Source organism: Arthrobacter sp. Y3222053, assembly GCF_059092805.1.
Genome location: NZ_JBNHIA010000008.1, coordinates 1 through 23,666 on the forward strand (window position 1 = coordinate 1; position 23,666 = coordinate 23,666).

Sequence of the window (23,666 nt, forward strand, 5' to 3'; positions counted from 1 at the left end):
CATCACTACAATTATCACCGACCCCATACCGGGATCGAGGGACGCTCACCCATAGAACGCGTTCACAACGACCGTAAGAGTTACATCTAGGCCGCGCCGGTCCCGCCGCTGCCCGGTTCCGTCGCCCGCCCTTCGCCTGCGCCGTCCTGCCCGGACTGCCGGATGAACCGGCGGGCCAGGTCGACAAACTCGGCCGCACGTTCAATCTGCGGCATGTGCCCGGTATTGGGGAAGATGTGGCTCTGCGCGTTGGGCAGGGCGGCGAGCGCGGCGTCCAACTGGCTGTTCGGCAGGATCCGGTCAGCGTCGCCCCACACCACCAGGGTGGGCAGGCCCAGGCCGGCGACGACCTCCAGCAGCTCGGCGCGCCAGCGCCGGTAGACCCCGGCGTAGGGCAGTCCCAGGCCAAGGGTCACGGTGGCGAACGTGGCGAGATGGTCCGGCTGGCGTCCCACCTGCGCCGCGTGCCGCAGCCGGGCCTCGGTGGCGTGCGCGGGGTCGAAGAACAGGCGCCGGTTGGCCTGCGCTCCCGCTTCCCGCGCACGCTGCCGGAAGCGCGGCCCCACGCGCGGCAGGCGGGTTGCCAGGCTCAGCACGACGGGGGCCAGGGACAGCTTGGCCACCCGCCCGAAGCCGGCGCTGTTGACCAGCACCAGGCTGGCCACGCGTCGGGGGTACCGGGCGGCAAACTGCATGGCCACCGCCCCGCCCAGGGAGTTGCCCATGACGTGGACGGGCCGGTCCTCCCCCACGGCGTCCAGCACCGTCGCCGCAGCGGCGGCATACCAGGCCAGGCTGGGGCGAACCGTGCCCTTCGGGCTCAGCCCGAACCCGGGGTGGTCGCTGCTGATGACCCGGTGGTCGGCCGCCAGCAGGTCATGGGCGTCCTGCCAGTCTTCAAGGCTGCGCCCCACCCCGTGCAGCAGCAGGACCGGAGGGCCGGACGCGGGCCCGGAGACCCGCACCCGCAGCGGCGTGCCCTCCACCAGGATCCACCGGGCGTCCTCCACACTCATTCCGCGCCGCCGGCCCGGGCTGCTGCCGCATCCCCAATGCCCGAGAGCCCGGCGCCGACAATGACGATGCCGACGTCGGGGCCGGCCTCGATTCCCTGGGGTGCGCTGCTCATGCGCTCCAGTCTGGACCACGCGGCGCCCGCACACGTACTGCCCGGCCGGTGCGCGCGTCGCCTGCGGCCGCCCGCCCGCCGGGCGCGTGCCGGGAAAGCGCTCAGGAGGAGGCGGGCTCGGCGAGGGGTTCAGGCCGCGGGGCCGACGGCGATCCGGTCCCACTTGTCGGCTTCGTCCCACCGGACGTAGAGGTGGCCGGGCGGCTCCGTGCCGCCGTGCTTGTACATGTGGAACTCCACCCCCTCGCCGGGTGCCAGGTCCATTCCCGCGGGGAGGTTCTTCGTTTGGACTCCCACCTGGGATCCGTCCACGACCACGTTGTGCAGCTCGCGGTCACTGGTGTTGCGCAGCACGTACATGTCTTCGGCCGGGTGTTCCACCCGCAGGACGGTACTCATGGCAGCCTCCGGTCTTCCCGGCCGGCGGGCCGCCGGCCGTTGCACGGTACGGCTCCACGGTACGTCCGGCGCGGGCGGCAGTTGAAGGACCCGCCGGCACTTGCGGCCCCGCACGCCCCATGACGGCACGGCGTCCCGGGTGCGGCGCTAGTGGCCGCCGCGGTCCAGGGTAACGGTGCGCAGGTCCAGGCGGCGCAGCACCCGGTCCACAGCCTCCGGGTCGACGCCGGGCTGGCGGCGGGCGGCCAGCACCTCGCGCCGGGCGGCGGCCAAGGCCTCCCGCTGCACCTGGTCCATCACCTCGAGGGTGGCCTTCAGCGCCAGCATCTTCTCCGGGTCGGATTCAAAGTCGCGTTCCAGGATGGTGTGCAGCGAGGACATCCGGCGGGCCAGCGCGGCGCGGCGCTCCGGCGGGAGCTGCTGCGCCGCCGTCGAGCGTTTCATGGTCTCCAGCGCCACCTTCTCGGCCCGCCGCGCCAGGTCGCGTTCCTTGGCCGCCGCCGCGCGGTGGTCGTCCGGCAGGTTCAGCGCCCGCATCAGCCGCCCCAGGGTGAGTCCGGGCAGCACCAGGGTCACCAGCAGCACGGAGCAGGCCGCGGCGATGATGAAGTTGCGCCCCTCCAGCGGTTCCCCGGCGTCGGTGGCCGAGGGCAGCGCCAGGGCCAGCGCCAGCGTGGCCAGCCCGCGCATGCCGCACCAGCTGAGGACCAGCACTTCCCTGAGGGAGCCGGGTGCCTGGTTGCGCTTCTCCACGCCGCCGAACCTGTAGATGCCGTACATCCAGAGGAAGCGCACCAGCACCACGGCGGCGCAGATCGCGATGATGCCGGGAATGAAGCCGAGGATGTCGCGTCCCTCGTCCTCGATGACGTAGCGCATCTCGATGCCCACCAGGCCGAAGGCGGCACCGGTGGTCAGCAGTTCCACCACTTCCCAGAACGCGGTGCGCGTCAGCCGCTCCTCCGAGTCCTGCGGCCGCGCCCGGCGGCCCAGCTCCAGCGCGGTGACGACGACGGCGACCACCCCGGAGAAGTGCAGCTCCTCGGCCAGCAGGTACACCGCGTACGGCGCCACCAGGGTCACTGCCGACCGGGCGACCAGGTTCGGCACGAACCGGTTCAGCGCCCCGACCAGCCAGCCCATGGCCAGGCCCAGCAGGACGGCACCGGCCGCCCCGAGCAGGAACCGCGGCACCACGTCCCAGCCGACTTCGCCGCCGCTGAGCGTCGCGGTGACCGCGGCTTGGAAGATCACGATGGCGATCGCGTCGTTGAACAGGCCCTCGGTCTGCAGGACGCTGATCAATCGGCGCGGCATCTTCACCTTGCCGGCCACGGCCTCCACGGCCACCGGATCCGGCGGCGCGACGATGGCGCCCAGCGCGATGGCGGCGGGCAGCGCAATGGCCGGGACCATCAGCAGCGTGACGCCGGCGACGACGGCGACGGTCACCGCCACCAGCGCGACGGCCAGCAGCACCAGGGAGCGCCAGCGCAGCCGGAACACGGACCAGGAACTGCGCTGCGCGGCTGCGTAGAGCAGCGGCGGCAGGAACAGCGGCAGGATCAGCTCCGGATCGATGTGGATTTCCGGAATGATCGGCAGGAACGCCACCAGCGCGGAGAACACCAGCATGAGCACCGGATAGGGCAGCCGGATCCGTTCCCCGATTCCCACCACCAGCACGGTTCCGAACAGCAGGAACACGAGAAGGATCAGGAACTCCACGGCGGTGCCTCCTCCGCATGGCGGGGAACGCACCGTGCCGGGCGTCGTTCCCCAGATGTGACTGGTTGCCTGAGGAAACTTTATCGGAGGAAGCTGGACGTTACGTGAGGTGGGTGGGGGCGAAGAGCCGCAGCAGCGTCTCGACGACGACGACGTTGGGGCCCTCCGCCGCGAACGATTCTTCCAGCGCGGCTCGCACGCCCTCGGGCCCGGTACGGCGGGCCGGCACCGCGAAGGATTCGGCCAGCTGCACGAAGTCGGGGCGGGCCAGTTCGGTGGCGGTGGCCTTGCCGAACGCATCGGTCATGTACTCGCGCAGGATGCCGTAGCCGCCGTCGTCGACGATCAGCCAGGTGACCGGCAGATCATGCTGGCGTGCGGTGGCCAGCTCGGCGATGGAGTACATGGCCGAGCCGTCGCCGGAGACGGCGAGCACCCGTTCACCCAGCCCGACGGCGGCGCCGAGCGCACCCGGGAACCCGTAGCCGAGCCCGCCCGCGCCCTGCGCGGAGTGGAAGGCCCCGCTGCGCGCATCCCAGCAGCTCCAGGCCCAGTAGGCGGCGATGGTCATGTCCCAGAAGGTCTGCATGGTATCCGGCACCGCGGCGCGGATGTCGTCCATGAACCGGCGCTCCAGGCCCAGGTCCTGGCTGTCCAGCCGGGCCCGGACCCTGGCCAGTGTGTCGGCCACGACCTGCTCGGCGGTGCGTCCGTGCCAGTCCGGTTCCCGGCCGGCCGGCGTGGGCGCCAGCGCCTCGTCCAGGGCAGTCAGTGCCTGCCCGGCGTCGGCCCGGATGCCCAGGCCGGGGCGGTTGGACTCCAGCACCCTGGGTTCGGCGTCGATCTGGATGATCCGTCCGCGCGGCTCCATGGTGAAGTAGTTGCTCGTCACCTCGCCCAGGGAGGAGCCGACGACGATCAGCACGTCGGCGCCTTCCAGCACGTCGGTGACGTGCCGGTCCTCGACCCAGGACTGCAGCGAGAGCGGATGCTCCCACGGGAACGCGCCCTTGCCGCCGGGCGAGCACACCACGGGTGCACGCAGCTTCTCGGCAATGGAACGCAGCTGCGCCTCGGCCCCGCCGCGGCGGGTGCCCCCGCCGGCGATGATCGCCGGCCGCCGGGCTTCACCCAGCCAGCGCACCGCCTCGCGGACGAGTTCGATCCGCGGCGGGTTGTCGAACGGCTCGGCGAGGGCGTCCTCGACGGCCGGGACCATCACCGGGTTCAGCAGCACGTTCTGCGGAATCTCGATCCACACCGGCCCGGCGGGCGAGGAGATCGCCTCGGTCCAGGCGTCCTGGATGGCTGACGGGATGCCGGAGGCGTGCTGGATCAGCCGCTGGCTCTTCGTGACGTTCGCGGCCGAGGCCTTCTGGTCATCGAGCTGGTGCAGCATGCCCCGGCGTCGGGCGCCCAGGCCCTCGATCGGAATCTGGCTGGCCACCACCACCATCGGCACACCGGTGGCGTAGGCCTCCTGCAGCCCGGCCAGCGCGGTCAGGGCGCCGGGGCCGGTGGACAGGAACAGCACGCCCACCTTGCCGGTCGCCCGGGAGAACCCGTCGGCGGCGAAGGCGGAGTTGTTCTCCACCCGGGAGGACACGAACTCCAGGGGGGAACGGGAAAGGGCATCGAACAGTCCCAGGGCGTGCTGCCCGGGAATGCCGAACACCGTGGTGGCGCCCAGCGCGGAGAGGGTCTCGACGACGAGGTCGCCGCCGTTGCGGACGGGTGTGCCGGGCGCCGGGGTGCTCACTCGGACAGGCCCATCAGGGTGATCAGGTCGTATGCCACGTGGGAGGCGGCGACGCCGGTCAGCTCGGCGTGGTCGTAGGCCGGGGAGACCTCGACCAGGTCGGCGCCCACCAGGTTCATGCCGCGCAGCCCGCGCAGGATCTCCAGCAGCTCGCGGCTGGTCATGCCGCCGGCCTCGGGGGTGCCGGTGCCCGGCGCGTGGGCCGGATCCAACACGTCGATGTCCACGGAGATGTACAGCGGACGGTTGCCGATCCGGTCCCGCAGCTTGGCGACGACCTCGTCCACGCCCTGGCGGAAGACATCGGAGGAGGTGACGATGCCGAAGCCGAAGCGGCGGTCCTCCTCCAGGTCCTTCTTGCCGTACAGGGGGCCGCGGGTGCCCACGTGGGAGATGGCCTCCGTGTCGAGGATGCCCTCTTCAACGGCGCGGCGGAACGGGGTGCCGTGGGTGTACTCGGCACCGAAGTAGGTGTCCCACGTGTCGAGGTGCGCATCAAAGTGCAGCATGGCCACGGGCTCGCCGGCCCGCTCGGCGGCGGCGCGCAGCAGCGGCAGGGCGATGGTGTGGTCCCCGCCCAGGGTCAGCAGCTTGGAGCCGTTCCCGGTCAGGTCCAGGGCGTTCTGCTGGATGGTCTCGATCGCCTCGTTGATGTTGAACGGGTTCACGGCCATGTCGCCGGCGTCGGCCACCTGCAGGTTCGCGAACGGCGAGGTGTCCATCGCCGGGTTGTAGGGGCGCAGCAGGCGGGAGGACTCACGGATGTGGTTGGCGCCGAAGCGTGCGCCGGGGCGGTAGGAGACGCCGGTGTCGAACGGCACGCCGACGATGGACACGTCCGCGCGCTCCACCTGGTCCAGACGGGGCAGGCGGGCGTAGGTGGCGGCTCCGGCGTAGCGCGGCACCTGCGCCGCGTCGATGGGTCCAATGTTGCCGTTCTCGCTGATCCGCGGCGGGTTCTGCATCGCTTTTTCTCTCCGCAATCCGGGCGGCGGCCGATGGCCTCGCCGCCCTGTGGTGCCTGTCCCCCCGCACGGGCAGGGGAACACAGGTTTTCTAATGGGAATCAAATGTTTAGTCGAAGGCTAAAGTGGAAGTGTGGTCTGCGTCAAGACTAGGCTGGGGCCATGGCCCACCAGGTTTCCACCGCCGCAGGTTCCTACGACGTCGACGTCCTCATTGTGGGCGCAGGTCCCACCGGACTGGCCCTGGCCGCCCAGCTGGCAGCCTACGGCACCAGCTTCCGGATCCTCGACCGCCGCATGCGTCCCGTGGAGGAGTCCCGCGCCCTGGCCATCCAGCCGCGCACCCTGGAGGCCCTGCGCCCCTTCGGCGTGAGCGCCGAGCTCGCCGCAGCGGGAACGCCCGCCCGCCGGCTCCAGCTGCACCTGCCCGAGGAGAACCTCGACGTCGACCTGTTCGACGCCGGGCTGGAGGACACGGAATACGGCCACCTGCTGTTCCTGCCGCAGTCCGAAACCGAACTGGCCCTCATCCGCCACCTCGGCAGCCGCGGTGTCCGGGTGGAGCGCGGCGTCGAACTGATGGACCTGCAGCGGCTGGACCCTGAAGATCCCTTCGCCGGCATGGAGGCGCGGATCCAGCGCATGGACCGCGGAATCGAGCGGATCCGGGCCCGCTACGTGGTGGGCGCCGACGGCGTCGACAGCACCGTACGGGCCAAGGCCGGCATGGATTTCCGCGGCGGCCGTTACCCGGACACCTTCGTCGTGGCCGATCTGGAAGTCGACGGCGTGCAGCCGGACACCGTGCACGCTTATCCGGCCGAGGACGGCTTCCTGTTCCTCTTCCCGCTCGGCCGCCCGGCCGGCTGGCGGATGATCAGCATCCGCGAGCGCGGCGACGACTCCGCCCTGGACACCGCGTCCCTGCAGCGGATCGTGGACCGGTTCAGCGACGGCGAGGTGACTGTCCGCGACCCGCAGTGGATCAGCACCTTCCGGCTCTCGCACCAGATCGCCGAGTACTTCCAGAACGGCTCGGTCTTCCTCGCCGGCGACGCCGCCCACGTGCACTCCCCGGTTGCCGCCCAGGGCATGAACACCGGCATTCAGGACGCCCTGAACCTGGGCTGGAAACTCGCCCTCGGTGCCCGCGGCCTGGCCAGCGACGACCTGATCGACAGCTACGACGCCGAACGGCGGCCGGTGGCCAAGGACATCCTGGGCTTCACCGACCGGATCTTCCGCCTCGCCACCAGCCGCAACGCACTGATGAAGCTGCCGCGCACCAAGCTGCTGCCGTTGCTGGCCCCGCGGGCCACCGGCATCACCCCGCTGCGCTCGGCCGTGTACCGCCGCGTCTCGCAGCTGGGCATCGGCTACCGCGGCAGCGACATGACCGACAGCAACGGCTTCCCGTTCCCCGGGGCTCCCCGCCCGGGCGACCGGCTGCCGGACGCCGAGGTACTTCGGGACGGCGCCCGCCGCCGCCTGCACGACGTGGTGGCCGCGCCCGGCTTCCACGTGCTGCTCACCGGCCAGGGCTGGGACGACGACGCCGCGGCCCGGCTGGCCGCCGAGCTGCCCCGGCTCACCGGGCTGCTCTCCGTCCACCGGCTGGTTCCCGGCAGCCCGATCGCGGCGGCGGCACCCGGCGTCGTCCAGGACACCACCGGCGATGCCCTCCGCCGGCTCGGCGTCCGCGCCCAGCGCCCGGCGCTGCTGGTGATCCGCCCTGACGGGCATATCGGCTACCGGTCGACCGGCACCGAGCTGGACGGCGCCGTCGCATACCTGCGCCGGCTCACCGCCGCCTCCGGCTCCGCGGCCGCGGGCTCCGCTGCGCCTGCCGTTTCAGGCTGAAAGGCCGGCCGGACCGGACCGTCAACTTCAGCGGACGCCCGGGCTGACCAGGGTCCAGATCACCACGGCTTCCTCGTCGGCGGGGTTGGACCATGAGTGCGGCTCCCGGCCGGGGAAGGTGACCGTGTCACCCTCCCCCAGTTCCATGGTGGCGTTGCCGAAGATGAGCACCAGCCGGCCGGCGACCACGTGGAGGACCTCGACGTCGCAGTCCACGCTGTAGAGGTCGGCCTCGCCGGCACCGCCGGGCGTGATCACCGACCGGACCACCTGCACCCGCCGTTCCGTGCGGGCACTGACCAGCCGCTCATTGATGCCGTGCCCGCCGAGGCTGATCCGCGGGGCCTCGCTCCAGCGGATAAGCTGGGTATCCGGTGCGTTAAACAGATCTCCGATGGAAATCGACAACACCTGGCACAGGGTCAGCAGCGAGGCGACCGACGGCGACGTCAGGTCCCGTTCCACCCGGCTCAGGAATCCCTTGGTCAGGCCGGTGGCGTCGGCAACCTGCTCAATGGTCAGGTGCCTGGCCTGCCGCGCTGCCCGGATCCGCGGTCCGATCGCAACCGTTTCGTCCTTCGGTTCAACGGGCAGTGCCTTCATGGTGGGGCGGATCCTTTCGAGGAGCAGCACCGGTAACGGTGCGGCAGCGAGACTGACCTAGAGCATATCCAGCCCGCTGTGCCGATCCGGCTCCGGGCCCCGCGCCCCTGTGTTGCAGAACGGACACATTGGGCGAAAACGTTGACCGGATTCCGTCCGGAGAACTAGCGTATCGGTAAACATCTGTTTTCCAAGGGGCAATTTATGTCCCCTTACCGGCAGGAACGCTATGGAATATCTGAACGCCGCCATCGTGGTGGCCTATCTCGTGGGCATGCTCGCCTTCGGCTGGTGGGGCAAAGCCCGCACCCGGAACGAAAGCGACTACCTGGTGGCCGGCCGCCGCCTGGGCCCCTTCTTCTACACCGGCACCATGGCCGCGGTCGTGCTCGGCGGCGCCTCCACCGTGGGCGGCGTGGGCCTGGGCTACCAGTACGGCATCTCCGGCATGTGGCTGGTCGTCGCCATCGGCGTCGGCGTGCTCCTGCTGAGCCTGCTGTTCGCCTCCACGCTGCAGAAGCTGAAGATCTACACCGTCTCGCAGATGCTCAGCCTGCGCTACGGCCGGACCTCGACGCAGGTCTCCTCGATCGTCATGCTGGCCTACACCCTGATGCTGTGCGCCACCTCCACCGGCGCCTACGCGACCATCTTCGTAGTCCTCTTCGGCTGGGAGCGCTGGATGGCGATCGCCGTGGGCGGCGCCGTCGTGCTGATCTACTCCACGATCGGCGGTATGTGGTCCATCACCCTGGCGGACATGGCCCAGTTCATCATCAAGACCATCGGCGTGTTCGCGCTGATGCTGCCCTTCACCTTCGCCGACGCCGGCGGGCTGGACGGCATCCGTGAGCGGGTCGACGCCGAGTTCTTCAACATCACCGGCATCGGCGCGCAGAGCATCATCACCTACTTCGTGGTCTACACGCTGGGCCTGCTGATCGGCCAGGACATCTGGCAGCGCGTCTTCACCGCCCGCACCCCGCTGATCGCCCGCTGGGGCGGCACCGCCGCCGGCATCTACTGCATCCTTTACGGCGTGGCCGGCGCGCTGATCGGCATGGCCGCCTCGGTGGTCCTGCCCGGCGTCGAATCCAAGGACGATGTCTACGCCGACGTCGCGATGAACCTGCTGCCGGTGGGCATCGGCGGCCTGGTGCTCGCCGCCGCCGTCGCCGCCATGATGTCCACCGCCTCCGGCTCGCTGATCGCCGCAGCCACGGTGGCCCGCGCCGACGTCGTGCCGTTCGTCCGCGGCTGGTTCGGCAAGCGCGCCGCCGCCTCCACCGGCAACCCGGAGCACGACGTCGCCCGCAACCGGGCCTGGGTGCTCGGGCTGGGCCTGGTGTCGATCCTGCTGGCCATCCTGGTCCAGGACGTGGTCGCCGCCCTGACCATCGCCTACGACATCCTGGTCGGCGGCCTGCTGGTTGCCATCCTGGGCGGCCTGTTCTGGAAGCGCGGCACCGGCCAGGGCGCCGCAGCGTCCATGGCGGTGGGCACCGTGGTCACCCTGACCACCATGATCTACCTCGAGGTCACCGCGGAGCAGCAGTACGACGGCATCTACGCCAATGAGCCGATCTACTTCGGCCTGGTCGCCTCCGCCGTCGTCTACGTGGTGCTCTCCCTGCTCAGCCCGCGCACCGACGAGACCGTCATGCGCGGCTGGGAAGACCGGCTCGCCGGCCGCGGCGTGGAGGACTCCGACGCCGCCGAGGCTCCGGCCGGCGCTCAGGACGCCGACTCGGCGGCCACACGGGGCTAAACCCCCAAGGCGCCGCTCCCGGCGCCGGCTCCCGGACGGTTCACCCCCGCCCGTCCGGCACCGGCGTCAGGAGCGGTTTCCGCCGGCCGGATCCACGGATCCGGCCGGCTTTTTCGTGCCTGCCGTGTCCTGAGGAGCATCGGCGTCGGGTTCCTCGGGCAGCTCGGCCACTTCGGCCGGGTCCCCCTGGTCCTCGCCGATCCAGACCTTGATCACGGCCCAGCCGACGGCGGCCAGCGGCACGGCCAGGATCGCGCCGACGATCCCGGCCAGGATGGTGCCGGCCGTCAGGGCCAGCAGGATGACCAGTGCGTGGATACTCAGGGAGCGGCCCATCACGACCGGCTGCAGCAGGTTTCCCTCGAGCTGGTTCACGCCGATGATGACCGCCACCACGATCAGCGCGATCACCGGACCGTTGGCGACCAGCGCGATCAGCGCGGCCAGCACGCCGGCCGCCGTCGCGCCGACCAGCGGGATGAATGCGCCGACGAACACGATCACGGCCAGCGGCAGGGCCAGCGGAACGCCCAGGATGAACAGGGCCGCGCCGATGCAGACGGCGTCGACCAGCGCCACGATCGCAGTGCCGCGCACGTAGCTGCCCAGCACCTCCATGGTCCGTGCCCCGGCCAGCCGGGCCTTCTCCTTGCGGTCCTCGGGGAACCAGCGCAGGATGAAGCGCCAGATCAGGTCGCCGTCCTTCAGGAAGAAGAACAGCACCACGGCCATCAGCAGGAAGCCGGTGATGAAGTTGGTGGCGGCGGAAATGCCGGCCAGGGCTCCGGCGCCGGCGGTGCTGGAGGTGGCGAAGTCGACCGCCGCGTCGCGGGCATCCTCAAGCATGTCGGTGTTGATTTCCAGCGGCCCGGACTGGATCAGCGCGTAAAGCTCGTCGAACCCGGCGACCGCCTGTTCGACCAGCGAGCTCCACTCATTGCGGATGGCGAAGACAATGCCGGTCACCAGGCCGCCGAAGATCACCAGCAGCAGCACGAACGAGGTGATGGTGGCGAGCGCTCCGGGCCAGCCGTGCCGGCGCAGCCAGTTCACGAACGGCGCGATGGCGGCGGCCAGGATCAGGGCCAGCAGCACCGGAATGACCACCAGGGTCACCCTCGTCAGCGCGTAGACCGTCACGGTGACCAGCAGCAGCACCAGCAGGAGCTGGGCGGAGCGGAGGCCGGCCCGGCCCAGCCCGTCGTTCCAGGTGCGGCCGCCCGGTTTCGGGGCGCCGGAGGCGGGCTCGTGAAGCTGGGTGGCCATGGAAGGGTTCTCCTGTCAGTCCTGGTCCTGCGGCGGGTCCTGCAGCCGGTCCTTGACGTGCCGGCGCAGCACCTTGCCGATCAGCGAACGGGGAAGGTCCTGTATCTGAACGATCCTACGGGGTACCTTGTAGGCTGCCAGCTCGCGGCGGACGAAGGTCCGCAGCTCCTCGGCGTCGATGACCTCGCCGGCGGGAACCACCGCGGCCACCACCTCTTCTCCGCCGCCCACCCGGGTCATCCCGACGACGGCGGCCTCGGCCACCGAGGGATGCCGTTTGAGCGCCTCCTCCACCTCGGACGGGGAGACGTTGAAGCCGCCGGTGATGATCAGTTCCTTGATCCGGTCCCGGACCGTCACGAAGCCGTCCTCATCGACGCTCACGATGTCTCCGGTACGGAACCAGCCGCCGTCGAGCAGCGCCGCCCTGGTGTCCTCCGGACGGTTCCAGTACCCCTGGAAGACCTGCGGTCCGCGGATCAGCAGCTCCCCCTCCTGCCCCGGCTCCCGGTCCCGGTCCGGGTTCTCGGGATCCACGACGCGGATGTCGGTCAGCGGGAAAGGCACGCCGACCGTTCCGGGGCGGCGGGTGGGGCCCATCGGGTTGCCGAGCGCGATCGGCGAGGTTTCGGTGAGCCCGTAACCTTCGATCAGCAGGCCTCCGGTGGCTTCCTCCCAGCGGCGGACCGTCTCCACCGGCAGGTTCATGGCGCCGGAGATCGCGAAGCGCACGCCGCTCAGCGAAATGCCCCGCTTCTGTGCCCCCTCGACCAGCCGGTCGTAGATGGGCGGCACGGCGGGCAGGAAGGTGGGCGGGGTCTTCGCGGCCGCGTCCAGGACCAGGTCGACGTCGAAGCGCGGAAACAGGACCAGCCGGGCCCCGACCGCCATGGCCGTCGTCAGCGACAGCGTCAGCCCGTACGCGTGGAACATGGGCAGCACGCCGTAGAACGTCTCGCCGCCGTCGCACAGCCCGGGCACCCAGGCCCGGCCCTGCGCGGCGTTCGCCGCCAAGTTCGCGTGCGTGAGCATGGCTCCCTTGGGATGGCCGGTGGTCCCGCTGGTGTACTGGATGACAGCCAGGTCCCCGGGCACGGGCCGGCGGTGGCGCTTCGGCAGGGGGCGGCCCTTGAGCAGTTTCCGCCAGGAGGTCACGGGGCGGGGCTCCTGCCGGACCTTGTCTTTGACGGTCAGCGCGGCGCGGGCCTTCCGGGCGGCCGGGACGGGCAGCTTCAGCTTCAGCCGGGTGCCGCGCGGCATGGCCTCCACCAGGTTCACCGAGATGATGCTGCGCAGGGCCAGGTCCTCGGGCAGGCCCTGCAGGCGGTCCACCACCTTGTCCCAGGCGATCGCGACGACGGCGTCGTGGTCTTCGAACTGGTGGCGCAGTTCCCGGTCCGTGTAGAGGGGGTTGTGCTCCACCACCACGGCTCCCAGCCGCAGCACGGCGTAGAACGCCACCACGTGCTGCGGGCAGTTGGGCATCACCAGGGCGACCCGGTCGCCGGCCCTGACGCCCAGCCGGCGCAGCCCGGCCGCGGCGGCGCGGACCTGGTCGCCGAGTTCCCGGTAGGTGGTGCTGCGGCCAAAGAAGACCAGGGCCGGACTGCTGCCGTAGCGGCGCACGGACTGCTCCAGCAGGTCCACGAGCGAGACGTCCGGCAGCTGCGGCGCGGTGGGAACGCCGTCGGCATAGTGCCGGGTCCAGGGGCGGTGCGGGTCCGGTTGCGGGGTGTTGTTCTTCCTGCTCACGCTTCGACTTTAGCGGGCGCTCCTGTGGGTTTGCGCAGGGCCGCTCCGAAGGCCGGGCCCTTCCCCCGCGGGCGGGCGGTCTCGGCTACACTGGAGCGCTGAAGGGGAGTAGCTCCGACACCGCCGGCCCCGCCGGGGTGTCGCGGCCTGTCGACATACTGGCCTGACCGGCCCGGCAGTCCACCCGCAGTGCGGGCGAGCGAGACCTTCGGCCAGCAGTCGTATGCCGGCCGGAGCCCCCGCGTGCATGCTCCGGCCCTGACAGGAGCACAGTGAATCCCACCGCCGACACCCCGAGGCCCGGCGAGCAGCCCTCCCCCGAGCCCTCCGCCCAGGACATCCGCCGCTGGCGGCAGTACCTGGCCGATGAGCGGGCCGAAGCCGCAACCTACCGCTACCTCGCCGACCGGCGGCAGGGCGAGGAGCGGGACATCCTGCTGCGGCTGGCCGACGCGGAGGGCCGGCATGAGGAGCACTGGCTCAAGCTGCTCGGAGGCCACGCCGACCAGCGGCTGCGGCCGTCCTGGCGCAACCGGCTGCTTGGGTTCCTGGCGCGCCGGTTCGGGTCCGTCTTCGTCCTGGCCCTCGCCCAGCGGGCGGAGGGCCGCTCCCCGTACAGCCGGGACCCTTCCGCCACCCCGGCCATGGCCGCTGACGAACAGATCCATGAAGAGGTCATCCGCGGCCTGGCCACCCGGGGGCGCACCCGGCTCTCCGGCAACTTCCGGGCCGCGGTGTTCGGAGCCAACGACGGCCTGGTCTCCAACCTGGCGCTGATCATGGGCATCGGCGCCACCGGAGTGTCCAGCACGTTCATCCTGATCAGCGGCCTGTCCGGGCTGCTTTCCGGGGCGCTGTCGATGGGCGCCGGAGAGTACGTCTCCGTCCGCTCCCAGCGGGAGCTGCTGGACGCCTCGAAGCCCACGCAGATCACCCTCTCCGCGGCCAAGTCCCTGGACATCGACGCCAACGAGCTGGTGCTCATCTACCGGGCCCGCGGCATGAGCAAGGAAGCGGCCGAGCACCGCGCAGCCGAGCGCATGGGCCTGTTCAGCTGCGACTGCGATCCGAGCCTCTCCCTGAACCCCGAGGCCGGGGACACCGCGGACGAGTACGAAGAGGTCGGCACCGGGCTGGGCGCGGCGGTGTCCAGCTTCTGCTTCTTCGCCTCGGGAGCGATCGTGCCCGTGCTGCCGTACCTGTTCGGGCTGACCGGCATGACCGCCGTCGTCGCATCCCTGGTCCTGGTCGGGCTGGCGCTGCTGTTCACCGGCGGCGTCGTCGGCCTGCTCTCCGGCACCTCCCCGCTGCTGCGCGGGCTCCGCCAGCTGGCCATCGGCTTCGGCGCCGCCGGCGTGACCTACGTGCTGGGCCTGGTCTTCGGCGTCGCCGTCGGCTAACGGCGGGCCCGACGGCGGCGCCGCCGGGCCTCAGCCGGCTGCCGCCGCCTGGCGGATGTCCGCTGCCTCCTGGCCGTGGCCGCCGAGCTGCTCAAGCTCGTGTGCCAGTTCCTCCAGCTCCGCACCGCCGGCCATCTGCGTGGTCAGGTCGTCCAGGCTGATGCCGTCCTTGGTGTGGTAGCCGATCGACCGGCCGCGCTTGAGCAGCAGGAACCGGTCCCCCACCGGGTAGGCGTGGTGCGGGTTGTGGGTGATGAACACCACGCCCAGCCCGCGGTCCCGGGCCTGGAGGATGTAGCGCAGCACCACCCCTGACTGCTTGACGCCCAGCGCCGCGGTGGGCTCGTCGAGGATCAGCACCTTCGCCCCGAAGTACACCGCCCTGGCGATGGCGACGGACTGCCGCTCGCCGCCGGACAGCTGGCCGATGGGCTGCTCCGGGTCCCGCAGGTCAATGCCCATGCCGGCCAGTTCGGTGCGGGTGATCTCCTTCATCCGCCGCACGTCGAGCCGTTTGAAGGGCCCGGCGCCCACGGTGAGCTCGGAGCCGAGGAAGAAGTTCCGCCAGACCGGCATCAGCGGCACCACGGCCAGGTCCTGGTAGACGGTGGCGATGCCGGCGTCGAGCGCCTTGCGCGGAGAGGTGAAAACCGTCTCCTCCTCGCCCACCAGCAGCGTGCCTTCGTCGTGGCGGTGCAGCCCTGACATGATCTTGATCAGCGTGGACTTGCCGGCGCCGTTGTCGCCAAGCACGCAGGTGACGCGCCCGGCCTCCACGTCCAGGTCAACCCCGCCGAGGGCATGGATGTTGCCGTAGCGCTTGCCGACGCCGCGCAGGCTCAGCAGCCCGGTGTCGCCGTCAGCGGCCGAGGGGTGCCCGTGCCGGATGGCTGCGCTTTCAGGGGTGGCGCTCATTTGCTTTCCTCCGCACGCCGTTTCACGACAAGGTTGACGATCGTGGCCAGCAGCAGCATCAGGCCGAGGAAGAACTTGAACCAGTCCGGGTTCCACTCGGCGTACACGATGCCCTTGTTGGCCATTCCGAAAATGAACGCGCCGATGGCTCCGCCGATCGCCGATCCGTAACCGCCGGTCAGCAGGCAGCCGCCGATCACCGCTGCGATGATGTACAGGAACTCGTTCCCGATGCCCTCGCCGGACTGCACCGTCTCAAAGGCGAAGAGGTTGTGCATGCCCAGCAGCCAGCCGCAGAAGCCGACCGCCATGAACAGGGCGATCTTGGTCCTGGCGACGGGGACGCCGACGGCGCGGGCCGCGTTCTCGTCCCCGCCCGCGGCGAAGATCCAGTTCCCCGCCCGGGTCCGCAGCAGGATCCACGAGGCCACCGCCACCAGCGCGATCCACATGAACACGGTGATCTTCACTTCCACGCCGGCGAGGGTCACCGACGAGGCGAAGACCGCCTTCGCCGAGGCGAAGCCGTCCATGTCCGAGATCCTCGGCGACGACACGCTCCCGCCGACGGCGCGGGTCAGGCCCAGGTTGAGGCCCGTGAGCATCAGGAAGGTCGCCAGCGTGACCACGAAGGACGGCAGCTTGGTGCGGATCAGCAGCCAGCCGTTCAGGAAACCGATGCCCAGCGAAACGGCCAGCGCCAGGCCCACCCCCACCCACAGGTTCAGCGAGAAGTACCAGCTGAACAGGGATGCGGTCAGGGCCGAACTGATCACGGCGACGCCGGCCGAGAGGTCGAATTCGCCGCCGATGATCAGCAGCGACACGGCCACCGCCATGATCCCGATGGTCGAGGAACCGTACAGCACGGTGGCGAAGGACCCCGGCTGCAGGAAGGTCGGGGCGACGACGGCGAAGAACGCGAACATGGCGACCGCGCCTACCAGGGCTCCGAATTCGGGGCGGCCGAGCAGGCGGACCGGAAGGCTCTTCCGGTGGGCCGGTGCTCCGCCGTCGGGCGCCGCGGGCGGGCGGATCATGGTTGCATGCGACATGGTCTCTCCTTTCGCCGGCGGGTCAGCGGATGCCGTCGCGGGCGTGGTCCAGGACCTCGCCGGCGTTGGAACCGTCGATGATGGCCGGCCCGGTCAGCACGGGCTGCCCGCCGCCGACCTGGAACCCGCCGCGGGTGTACTGCCAGATCGCCTCGACCGCTCCGTAGCCCTGCAGCCAGGGCTGCTGGTCCACCGTGAACATCACCGAACCGTCGGCGATGCCCTGCGCCAGCTCCGGGTTCAGGTCGAACGAGGCGACCTTGGCCGCGTGGCCGGTCTCGCGGACCGCGGAGGCTATGGTCAGGGTGAACGGTGCGCCCAGGCCGATCACGGCGTCAATGTCGCCCGAGGTCTGCAGCTTGGCGGTAACCGTGGAAGCGACCTGGGTCATGTCGGTGCCCTGGACGTACAGGTTCTCGGTCTCCGGAATCACCTGCTTCACGCCGGCGCAGCGGGCCTCATGGCCGACGTTGCCCTGTTCATGGATCACGCAGATGGGCCGCTCCAGGCCCTCCTCCACGAGCCGCTGCCCCACGGCTTCGCCGGCCAGCCGGTCGTTGGCCCCGAAGTGGGTGAAGGCGCCGAGCCCGGCCGAAACATCTTCGCCTGCGTTGATGCTCACCACCGGGATGCCGGCGTCGGCGGCCTTCCGGACGGCGGACGACAGCGCCTCCGGCTTGGCCAGGGTCACCACGATGCCGTCCACCCGCTGGTCGATGGCCTGTTCCACCAGCTGGGCCTGCCGGCCGCCGTCGGGGTCGGAGCTGTACAGCAGGTCGACGTTGTCCTTGGCTGCGGCTTCCTCGGCGCCCTTGCGCACGATGTCCCAGAAGGTGTCTCCCGGGCCGGCGTGGGTGATCAGCGCGACAGTTATTTCAGGTGTGTTGGCGACCTGTCCGCCGCCGGCGGCCTCGGCTTCAGCGGCGGCCCGGCCGCCGCTGCCGGAGCAGCCGGCCACGGCCAGCAGCGGCAGCAGCATGGCGGCGGCAGCTGCCTTCCGCCAGGCGTTCTTCTTCAGCATCTTCATCTCCTTTGGGCACGGCTCTCGCCTGGTCGGCAGCCGCCGTGCGGACTTCCCCGGTTCCGGGCAGCGTCGATGGCACCCGGCCGGGCTTTCCACCATATCGGGTCCCGCAGCGGGCACGGGCGGGCGGCACCCCGCCGCGGGGTACCGTCGGGGCCGGAGAATCCGCGGAATCACGCATCCAACAGCCGCTGTGACCGGTTCCGCAGGATCATCCGGGATTTGACTTGTCCATGAGCGCGTTGAAGTCTTGAACCGATTCCATGTCAACCGGAGAAAGGGCCGCCTGCACGAAGGATCACCGCCAGTCCCCAGCCCTCTCACTGCCGCCCGGCAGGGCTGGTCCCACCGGTGCCGGGCCCGAGGGATCCTCCGTCTGCTCGAACAGCACGCTGCAGGCAGCCCTTTTCCACGTGAACGGAGGCATCACCTTGGGGACCATCAACGACCCCTCCCTCGAAAGTCCGACGCCGGGCAGCGGCCCCGCCGAGGCGGAGTCCGCGCCGCACGATCCCGCTGCGGACACTCCCGCCGGGCATGAGCGCGACCAGGAGATCCTGGGCCAGCTGCTCGAGAGCGAGGCCGAAGTGGCGGCGCAGCAGGACGAACCGACCCCGGCGAAGCTCGACCGGACCATCTTCGCGGTGGCCGGCGTCCTGACCCTGGCGTTCATCCTGTGGGGCTTCCTGGACAGCTCCGGGCTCGGCACCGCCTCCACCTCCGCCCTGAACTGGGTCATGGAGAACACCGGCTGGCTGTTCGTGCTGCTGGCGTCCTTCTTCGTGCTCTACGTCCTGTGGCTGGCCCTGGGCCGCTTTGGCCGCATTCCGCTGGGCCGGGACGGCGAGGCACCGGAGTACCGGACCTGGTCCTGGATCTCCATGATGTTCGCCGCCGGCATGGGCATCGGCCTGATGTTCTACGGCGTGGCCGAGCCTCTCTTCTACTACCTCTCCCCGCCGCCGGGCACCGTCGAGGGCCAGTCCGCCGAGGCGATCGAGACGGCGCTGGCCACCTCCATGTTCCACTGGGGCCTGCACCCCTGGGCCATGTACGGCGTCATCGGCATCGCAATGGCCTACGGCAGCTTCCGGCTGGGCCGCAGCCAGCTCATTTCCTCGCTCTTCACCTCCCTGTTCGGCAAGCGGACGGTCGAGGGGCCGGTGGGCAAGGTGCTGAACATTTTCGGCATCTTCGCCACCCTCTTCGGCACTGCCGCCTCCCTGGGCCTGGGTGCGCTCCAGATCGGCAGCGGCATCCAGTCCACCGGCTGGTTCGGTGACGTCGGAACCCCCATCCTGGTGGCGATCATCGCCGTCCTGACCGCCTGCTTCGTGGCCTCCGCCCTGTCCGGGATCTCCCGGGGCATCCAGTGGCTGTCCAACATCAACATGGTCCTGGCCGTCGTCCTCGCCCTGGTGGTCTTCGTCGCCGGCCCCACGCTGTTCATCCTCAACGTCATTCCCTCCGCGCTGGGCAGCTACGCCGCGGACATGGCGGAAATGGCGGCGCGGACCGAGGCCGTGGGCGGCGATGCCCTGCGCGAGTGGCTCTCCTCCTGGACCATCTTCTACTGGGCCTGGTGGCTGTCCTGGACGCCGTTCGTGGGCCTGTTCATCGCCCGGATCAGCCGCGGCCGCACCATCCGCCAGTTCGTCACCGGCGTGCTGCTGGTCCCCACGGCCGTCAGCCTCATCTGGTTCTCCATCTTCGGCGGCGGCGCCATCGGCCTGCAGCGCTCCGCTGAGGCCTCGGGAGGCGAGGGCCTGGCCACCATGACCGACGGCGAGCTCAGCATCTCGTTCGACGGCGCGCTGTTCACCCTGCTGGACGCGCTGCCGCTGCCGAACATCCTCGCCGCGGCGGTATCGGTCCTCGCCATGGTCCTCGTTGCCATCTTCTTCGTGACCGGCGCGGACTCCGCGTCCCTGGTGATGGCCACCCTGAGCTCCAACGGCAGCGAGAAGCCCTCCCGCGTCGTCGTGGTCTTCTGGGGCCTGCTGACCGGAGCGGTGGCGGCGGTGATGCTGCTCGCCGGCGGTGACGAGCCGTCCGAGGCGCTGGACGGGCTGCAGAACATCACCATCGTCGCGGCCCTGCCCTTCGCGATCGTGATGCTGCTGCTGTGCGTGGCGCTCTACAAGGACCTGTCCCGGGACCCGCGGGCACTGCGGCGCCAACTCGCGCTGTCCGTGGTCGAGCGGGCCATCCGCAGCGGCGTCGAGGAGCACAAGGGAGAACCGTTCAACCTGGTCACCTCGCCGCCCGACGTGCCCGCGGCGTCCGACGACGAGTCCGACGGCGGTCCCGCCGCCTCCGGCAAGGTACCGGCGAAGGGTACCCGCCCAGGTACACGGGAACCAGAAGGCAAGGGCGAATAGCCCGTCCTTTGCGCTGAAAGCCCGGCCCGGGGCTTGTTGAGGGCTGGCCAGAACTCGTAGGCTCCTGCGAAGTTACCGTACGGTAACCAAGCATCCGGTCCATGACAACGAGGTCAGCCATGAACAAAGCCCTGGGCTCCGCGCTTGCCGCGGCGCTGCTGCTGGGATCCTCCCTCGCAGCAGCGCCCGGCGCCGCCGCCGTCACCGAAGCAACTCCCCCCGTCCCCGCCGAGGCGGCACCGCCGCCCGCGGCCCGCACCGACGTCGTGCTGACGTCCTTTGACGGCACTCCCATCCACACCAACTTCTTCCCGGCAGCGGGCCTGGCGGCGGGAGAAAAGGCACCGACGATCATGGTCGGTCCCGGCTTCGGCTCGCCCGGCGGGCGGAACCCGGACTCGGCCACCAGCGCCCTGATCGGCTCGATCGGCCTCGGCCCGCTCCGCGAAGCCGGCTACAACGTGCTGACCTGGGATCCGCGCGGGTTCGGCTACAGCGGCGGTGAAGCGTACGTGAACCACCCCGAGTTCGAGGGCCGCGATGCGCAGATGCTCGTCGACTTCGTCGCCGGCCAGCCCGAAGCCGCACTCGACGCCCCCGGTGATCCCGTGCTCGGCATGGCGGGAGCCTCCTACGGCGGCGGCATCCAGTTCGTCCTCGCCGCCAGGGACAGCCGGGTGGACGCCATCGCCCCCACCATCGCCTGGAACGACCTGACCACCAGCCTGTACCAGGACGGGGCCTTCAAGAAGGGCTGGGGTTCGCTGCTGTGCCTGCAGGGCACCGTGTCAGGCCAGCTCGGTTCCCTGGTCGGCAACCACGGCGCCCTGGCCGCTCCGGTGCGGCAGGCCTGCCGGGAGGGAATGAACTACCCGTACAAGCTGAGCCAGACCTCCGTGGACTACTTCGCCGGGCTCACCTCCGACGCCCTGTTCACCTCGATCAGCGCCCCGACCCTGATCATCCAGGGCACCGTGGACACGCTGTTCCCCCAGGACGAGGCCACCCGCAACTATGACCTGATCCGCAGCGCGGGCATCGAAGTGAAGATGCTGCAGTTCTGCGGCGGCCACGGCCTGTGCTCGGCCACCGCGGGGCCGGAGCGCATCACCAAGGCCACGCTGGACTGGTTCGGCAGGCACCTGGACGGCCGCGCCGTCGACACCGGTCCCGGATTCGAATTCATCGACCAGCTCGGAGTAACCCGGGCCGCTGACGCCTACCCGCAGGCCGCCGGCGCGCTGACCGGCACCGGGAAGGGTTCGCTGCTGCTCAGCCCGGCGGCCGTCAGCGGCGGCATCGTCGCCGCCGCCTGGGCGCCGTCCGCGGTGAACGTGCCGATCGGCGCGCCCGCCGTCACCACCTCGGTGTTCGGTGCGCCGCAGCTGACCCTGACCTACCGCGGAACCGGGCGGACCGCCGAAACGCACGTCTACGCCCAGATCATCGACCGGTCTCGGGCGTCCCTGGTGGCCGGTAACCAGGTCACTCCGGTGCCGCTGATCCTGGACGGGGTGGAGCGCACGATCACCATCCCGCTGGAGGAAATCTCGCACACGGTTTCCCCGGGAACCCGCCTCGCGCTGCAGCTGACCCCGGCGTCGACGGTCTACGCCCCGCCCACCGTCACGGCGCACACCAGCTTCACCGCCGCCATCACGCTGCCCACCGTCGCGGACTACCCTGTAGTTCCATAACCTGACCGCACACAACCACGACGGCGGCGGGCCGGGTTCCTGAGCCCCGCCCGCCGCCGTCGGGCCGGCGTCGCAGTGAACGCCCGGCCCGGAAAGGCACCGGATGGTACAGCCCGCCCCCACGCTTCAGCTGCGCAGCTCCGCCGAGATCCCGCAGATCGGCCTGGGCACCTGGCCGATGGACGACGCCGAAGCCGCCGCCGCCGTTGAGGCGGCCATCGGCGTCGGCTACCGGCACTTCGATACCGCCGAGAACTACGGCAACGAGCGGGGCGTCGGCGAAGGCATCCGGCGCAGCGGAATCGCCCGGTCCGAAGTGTTCGTCACCACCAAGTTCAACCGGAAATGGCACAGCCGCGACGGCGTGCGCGAGGCCCTGCGGCACAGCGTGGAGCGCCTGGGCACCGAATACGTGGACCTGCTGCTCATCCACTGGCCCAACCCCGGCCAGGACCGCTTCGTCGAGGCCTTCGCCGGGATGCGCGAGCTGCTGGATGAGGGGCGGATCCGGGCCGCCGGGGTCTCCAACTTCAAGCCCGCCCATCTGCAGCGGCTCTTGGCCGAAGGCTTGGTGCCCGACGTCAACCAGGTCCACCTCGACCCCTACCGCCCCCGTCACGACGTCCGCGAAGCTGATGCGGGCAGCGGCATCGTTACCGAATCCTGGAGTCCCATCGGCCGCGGCGGGGACCTGCTCGCCGAGCCCGTGCTCACGGCCCTGGCGGACAAATACGGCAAGACTCCCGCCCAGGTGGTGCTGCGCTGGCACGTTGCGCACGGCCTCGTCGCCATCCCGAAGTCGGGCAACCCGGAGCGGATGCGCCGGAACCTGGACGTCTTCGACTTCGAGCTGGACACCGCCGAGGTCGCGGCCATCGACGCGCTGGCCGATCCGGCCGCCCCGCTCACCGACTCCGACGAGTTCGGGCACTAGGCCCCCGCACCGCCGCGCGGTGCAGCCGCAGCGGGCAGCATGCGAAAGGACCCATGCGAAAAGGACCCCCGCACGGATGCCGTGCGGGGGTCCCTCCAGATGATGCGGCTGCCTTAGAGGGCGGCGTACACCTCGCGCAGCAGGGTGGCTGTCTCGGACGGCGTCTTGCCGACCTTGACGCCCGCGGCCTCGAGGGCTTCCTTCTTGGCCTGGGCGGTGCCTGCGGAGCCGGAGACGATGGCGCCGGCGTGGCCCATGGTCTTGCCTTCCGGAGCGGTGAAGCCGGCCACGTAGCCGACGACCGGCTTGGTGACGTTGGCCTTGATGAACTCTGCGGCACGCTCCTCGGCGTCGCCGCCGATTTCGCCGATCATCACGATGGCCTTGGTCTCGGGGTCGGCTTCGAACGCAGCCAGGGCGTCGATGTGCGTGGTGCCGATGACCGGGTCGCCGCCGATGCCGATGGCGGTGGAGAAGCCGAGGTCACGCAGCTCGTACATCATCTGGTAGGTCAGGGTGCCGGACTTGGAGACCAGGCCGATCGGGCCCTTGCCGGTGATGTTGGCCGGGGTGATGCCGACCAGCGCTTCGCCGGGGGTGATGATGCCGGGGCAGTTCGGGCCGATGATGCGGGTGATCTGCTTGCCGTCGGCGTCGACCTTCGACTGGGCGTGGGCCCAGAACTCGGCGGTGTCCTGCACCGGGATGCCTTCGGTGATGACCACGACGAGGCCGATTTCGGCGTCGATGGCCTCCATGACGGCGTCCTTGGTGAAGGCCGGCGGCACGAAGACGATGGAGACGTCGGCGCCGGTCTTCTCGATGGCCTCTTCAACGGTGCCGAAGACGGGCAGCTCCACGTCACCGTGGGTGACGGTGGTGCCGGCCTTGCGGGCGTTCACGCCACCCACGATGTTGGTGCCGGCCTTGAGCATCAGGGCGGTGTGCTTGGTGCCTTCGCCGCCGGTGATGCCCTGAACGATGACCTTGGAGTCCTTGTTCAAGTAGATAGACATGGTTCTATTCTCTTT

General features: G+C 70.4%; 18 protein-coding genes. 6 read left to right on the forward strand and 12 right to left on the reverse strand.

Annotation, left to right across the window (positions count from 1 at the left end):
• Window positions 1–86 precede the first annotated feature (86 nt).
• The 5 genes from AC5RUW_RS15590 to speB form a co-directional block, all read right to left on the reverse strand.
• The gene (locus tag AC5RUW_RS15590; RefSeq protein WP_494161518.1) at window positions 87–1,016 is read right to left on the reverse strand and encodes an alpha/beta fold hydrolase; all 930 of its coding nucleotides are present in this window, start codon (window positions 1,014–1,016) and stop codon (window positions 87–89) included.
• Between the two features lie 242 nt (window positions 1,017–1,258).
• On the reverse strand, window positions 1,259–1,528 hold the full coding sequence (locus AC5RUW_RS15595) for a hypothetical protein (RefSeq protein ID WP_494161519.1): 270 nt from the start codon (window positions 1,526–1,528) through the stop codon (window positions 1,259–1,261).
• Window positions 1,529–1,675: 147 nt separating this feature from the next.
• Entirely contained in the window at window positions 1,676–3,256 is a 1,581-nt protein-coding gene (locus AC5RUW_RS15600; protein ID WP_494161520.1) for a Na+/H+ antiporter, read from the reverse strand.
• A 100-nt stretch (window positions 3,257–3,356) separates the two neighbouring features.
• The gene (locus AC5RUW_RS15605) at window positions 3,357–5,015 is read right to left on the reverse strand and encodes a thiamine pyrophosphate-binding protein (protein ID WP_494161521.1); all 1,659 of its coding nucleotides are present in this window, start codon (window positions 5,013–5,015) and stop codon (window positions 3,357–3,359) included.
• Window positions 5,012–5,980 (reverse strand): agmatinase, encoded by a 969-nt coding sequence (gene speB, locus AC5RUW_RS15610; RefSeq protein WP_494161522.1) that lies wholly within the window; start codon window positions 5,978–5,980, stop codon window positions 5,012–5,014. Before speB ends, AC5RUW_RS15605 begins: the two co-directional genes overlap by 4 nt.
• Window positions 5,981–6,142: 162 nt before the next feature.
• Between speB and AC5RUW_RS15615 the strand changes: the two genes are divergently transcribed.
• Window positions 6,143–7,840 carry an FAD-dependent monooxygenase gene (locus AC5RUW_RS15615; protein ID WP_494161523.1) on the forward strand — a complete coding sequence of 566 codons (1,698 nt, stop codon included), beginning with the start codon at window positions 6,143–6,145 and terminating at the stop codon, window positions 7,838–7,840.
• A 27-nt stretch (window positions 7,841–7,867) separates the two neighbouring features.
• Here AC5RUW_RS15615 and AC5RUW_RS15620 read toward each other — a convergent pair whose 3' ends face one another.
• Complete coding sequence (locus AC5RUW_RS15620; protein WP_494161524.1) at window positions 7,868–8,443, reverse strand: helix-turn-helix domain-containing protein; 576 nt, start codon at window positions 8,441–8,443, stop codon at window positions 7,868–7,870.
• Window positions 8,444–8,672: 229 nt separating this feature from the next.
• Between AC5RUW_RS15620 and AC5RUW_RS15625 the strand changes: the two genes are divergently transcribed.
• A complete protein-coding gene (locus AC5RUW_RS15625; protein WP_494161525.1) occupies window positions 8,673–10,211 on the forward strand; it encodes a sodium:solute symporter family protein in 1,539 nt (512 codons plus the stop codon).
• Window positions 10,212–10,277: 66 nt separating this feature from the next.
• Here AC5RUW_RS15625 and AC5RUW_RS15630 read toward each other — a convergent pair whose 3' ends face one another.
• Both AC5RUW_RS15630 and AC5RUW_RS15635 read right to left on the reverse strand, forming a co-directional pair.
• Window positions 10,278–11,477 (reverse strand): AI-2E family transporter, encoded by a 1,200-nt coding sequence (locus AC5RUW_RS15630; RefSeq protein ID WP_494161526.1) that lies wholly within the window; start codon window positions 11,475–11,477, stop codon window positions 10,278–10,280.
• A gap of 15 nt (window positions 11,478–11,492) precedes the next feature.
• Window positions 11,493–13,229 carry a long-chain-fatty-acid--CoA ligase gene (locus AC5RUW_RS15635; RefSeq protein ID WP_494161527.1) on the reverse strand — a complete coding sequence of 579 codons (1,737 nt, stop codon included), beginning with the start codon at window positions 13,227–13,229 and terminating at the stop codon, window positions 11,493–11,495.
• A 272-nt stretch (window positions 13,230–13,501) separates the two neighbouring features.
• Here AC5RUW_RS15635 and AC5RUW_RS15640 point away from each other — a divergent pair, with 272 nt between their 5' ends.
• Window positions 13,502–14,629, forward strand: a complete 1,128-nt coding sequence (locus AC5RUW_RS15640) for a VIT1/CCC1 transporter family protein (RefSeq protein WP_494161528.1) — start codon at window positions 13,502–13,504, stop codon at window positions 14,627–14,629.
• Between the two features lie 30 nt (window positions 14,630–14,659).
• On the opposite strand, the gene AC5RUW_RS15645 is transcribed toward AC5RUW_RS15640, so the two are convergent.
• From AC5RUW_RS15645 to AC5RUW_RS15655, 3 genes are read right to left on the reverse strand one after another with little or no spacing between them, the layout of a single operon-like run.
• Entirely contained in the window at window positions 14,660–15,544 is an 885-nt protein-coding gene (locus AC5RUW_RS15645) for an ATP-binding cassette domain-containing protein (protein WP_494161529.1), read from the reverse strand.
• Window positions 15,541–16,584 (reverse strand): ABC transporter permease, encoded by a 1,044-nt coding sequence (locus AC5RUW_RS15650; protein WP_494161581.1) that lies wholly within the window; start codon window positions 16,582–16,584, stop codon window positions 15,541–15,543. The genes AC5RUW_RS15645 and AC5RUW_RS15650 overlap by 4 nt, the downstream gene beginning before the upstream one ends.
• Window positions 16,585–16,621: 37 nt before the next feature.
• Window positions 16,622–17,617 carry a substrate-binding domain-containing protein gene (locus tag AC5RUW_RS15655; RefSeq protein WP_494161582.1) on the reverse strand — a complete coding sequence of 332 codons (996 nt, stop codon included), beginning with the start codon at window positions 17,615–17,617 and terminating at the stop codon, window positions 16,622–16,624.
• Window positions 17,618–18,054: 437 nt separating this feature from the next.
• Between AC5RUW_RS15655 and AC5RUW_RS15660 the strand changes: the two genes are divergently transcribed.
• From AC5RUW_RS15660 to AC5RUW_RS15670, 3 genes are all read left to right on the forward strand, one after another.
• A complete protein-coding gene (locus AC5RUW_RS15660; protein WP_494161530.1) occupies window positions 18,055–20,004 on the forward strand; it encodes a BCCT family transporter in 1,950 nt (649 codons plus the stop codon).
• Between the two features lie 101 nt (window positions 20,005–20,105).
• Window positions 20,106–21,701 (forward strand): alpha/beta hydrolase family protein, encoded by a 1,596-nt coding sequence (locus tag AC5RUW_RS15665; RefSeq protein WP_494161531.1) that lies wholly within the window; start codon window positions 20,106–20,108, stop codon window positions 21,699–21,701.
• Window positions 21,702–21,804: 103 nt separating this feature from the next.
• A complete protein-coding gene (locus tag AC5RUW_RS15670) occupies window positions 21,805–22,635 on the forward strand; it encodes an aldo/keto reductase (RefSeq protein ID WP_494161532.1) in 831 nt (276 codons plus the stop codon).
• Between the two features lie 113 nt (window positions 22,636–22,748).
• On the opposite strand, the gene sucD is transcribed toward AC5RUW_RS15670, so the two are convergent.
• Entirely contained in the window at window positions 22,749–23,651 is a 903-nt protein-coding gene (gene sucD / locus AC5RUW_RS15675; RefSeq protein ID WP_494008443.1) for a succinate--CoA ligase subunit alpha, read from the reverse strand.
• Between the last annotated feature and the right edge of the window lie 15 nt (window positions 23,652–23,666).

Bases quoted from the DNA above. Each gene is read 5' to 3' on its own strand.
- AC5RUW_RS15590 (WP_494161518.1), bottom strand. From the start codon at position 1,016: ATGAGTGTGGAGGACGCCCGGTGGATCCTGGTGGAGGGCACGCCGCTG.
- AC5RUW_RS15595 (WP_494161519.1), bottom strand. From the start codon at position 1,528: ATGAGTACCGTCCTGCGGGTGGAACACCCGGCCGAAGACATGTACGTG.
- speB (WP_494161522.1), bottom strand. From the start codon at position 5,980: ATGCAGAACCCGCCGCGGATCAGCGAGAACGGCAACATTGGACCCATC.
- AC5RUW_RS15615 (WP_494161523.1), top strand. From the start codon at position 6,143: ATGGCCCACCAGGTTTCCACCGCCGCAGGTTCCTACGACGTCGACGTC.
- AC5RUW_RS15620 (WP_494161524.1), bottom strand. From the start codon at position 8,443: ATGAAGGCACTGCCCGTTGAACCGAAGGACGAAACGGTTGCGATCGGA.
- AC5RUW_RS15625 (WP_494161525.1), top strand. From the start codon at position 8,673: ATGGAATATCTGAACGCCGCCATCGTGGTGGCCTATCTCGTGGGCATG.
- AC5RUW_RS15630 (WP_494161526.1), bottom strand. From the start codon at position 11,477: ATGGCCACCCAGCTTCACGAGCCCGCCTCCGGCGCCCCGAAACCGGGC.
- AC5RUW_RS15645 (WP_494161529.1), bottom strand. From the start codon at position 15,544: ATGAGCGCCACCCCTGAAAGCGCAGCCATCCGGCACGGGCACCCCTCG.
- AC5RUW_RS15650 (WP_494161581.1), bottom strand. From the start codon at position 16,584: ATGATCCGCCCGCCCGCGGCGCCCGACGGCGGAGCACCGGCCCACCGG.
- AC5RUW_RS15665 (WP_494161531.1), top strand. From the start codon at position 20,106: ATGACAACGAGGTCAGCCATGAACAAAGCCCTGGGCTCCGCGCTTGCC.
- AC5RUW_RS15670 (WP_494161532.1), top strand. From the start codon at position 21,805: ATGGTACAGCCCGCCCCCACGCTTCAGCTGCGCAGCTCCGCCGAGATC.
- sucD (WP_494008443.1), bottom strand. From the start codon at position 23,651: ATGTCTATCTACTTGAACAAGGACTCCAAGGTCATCGTTCAGGGCATC.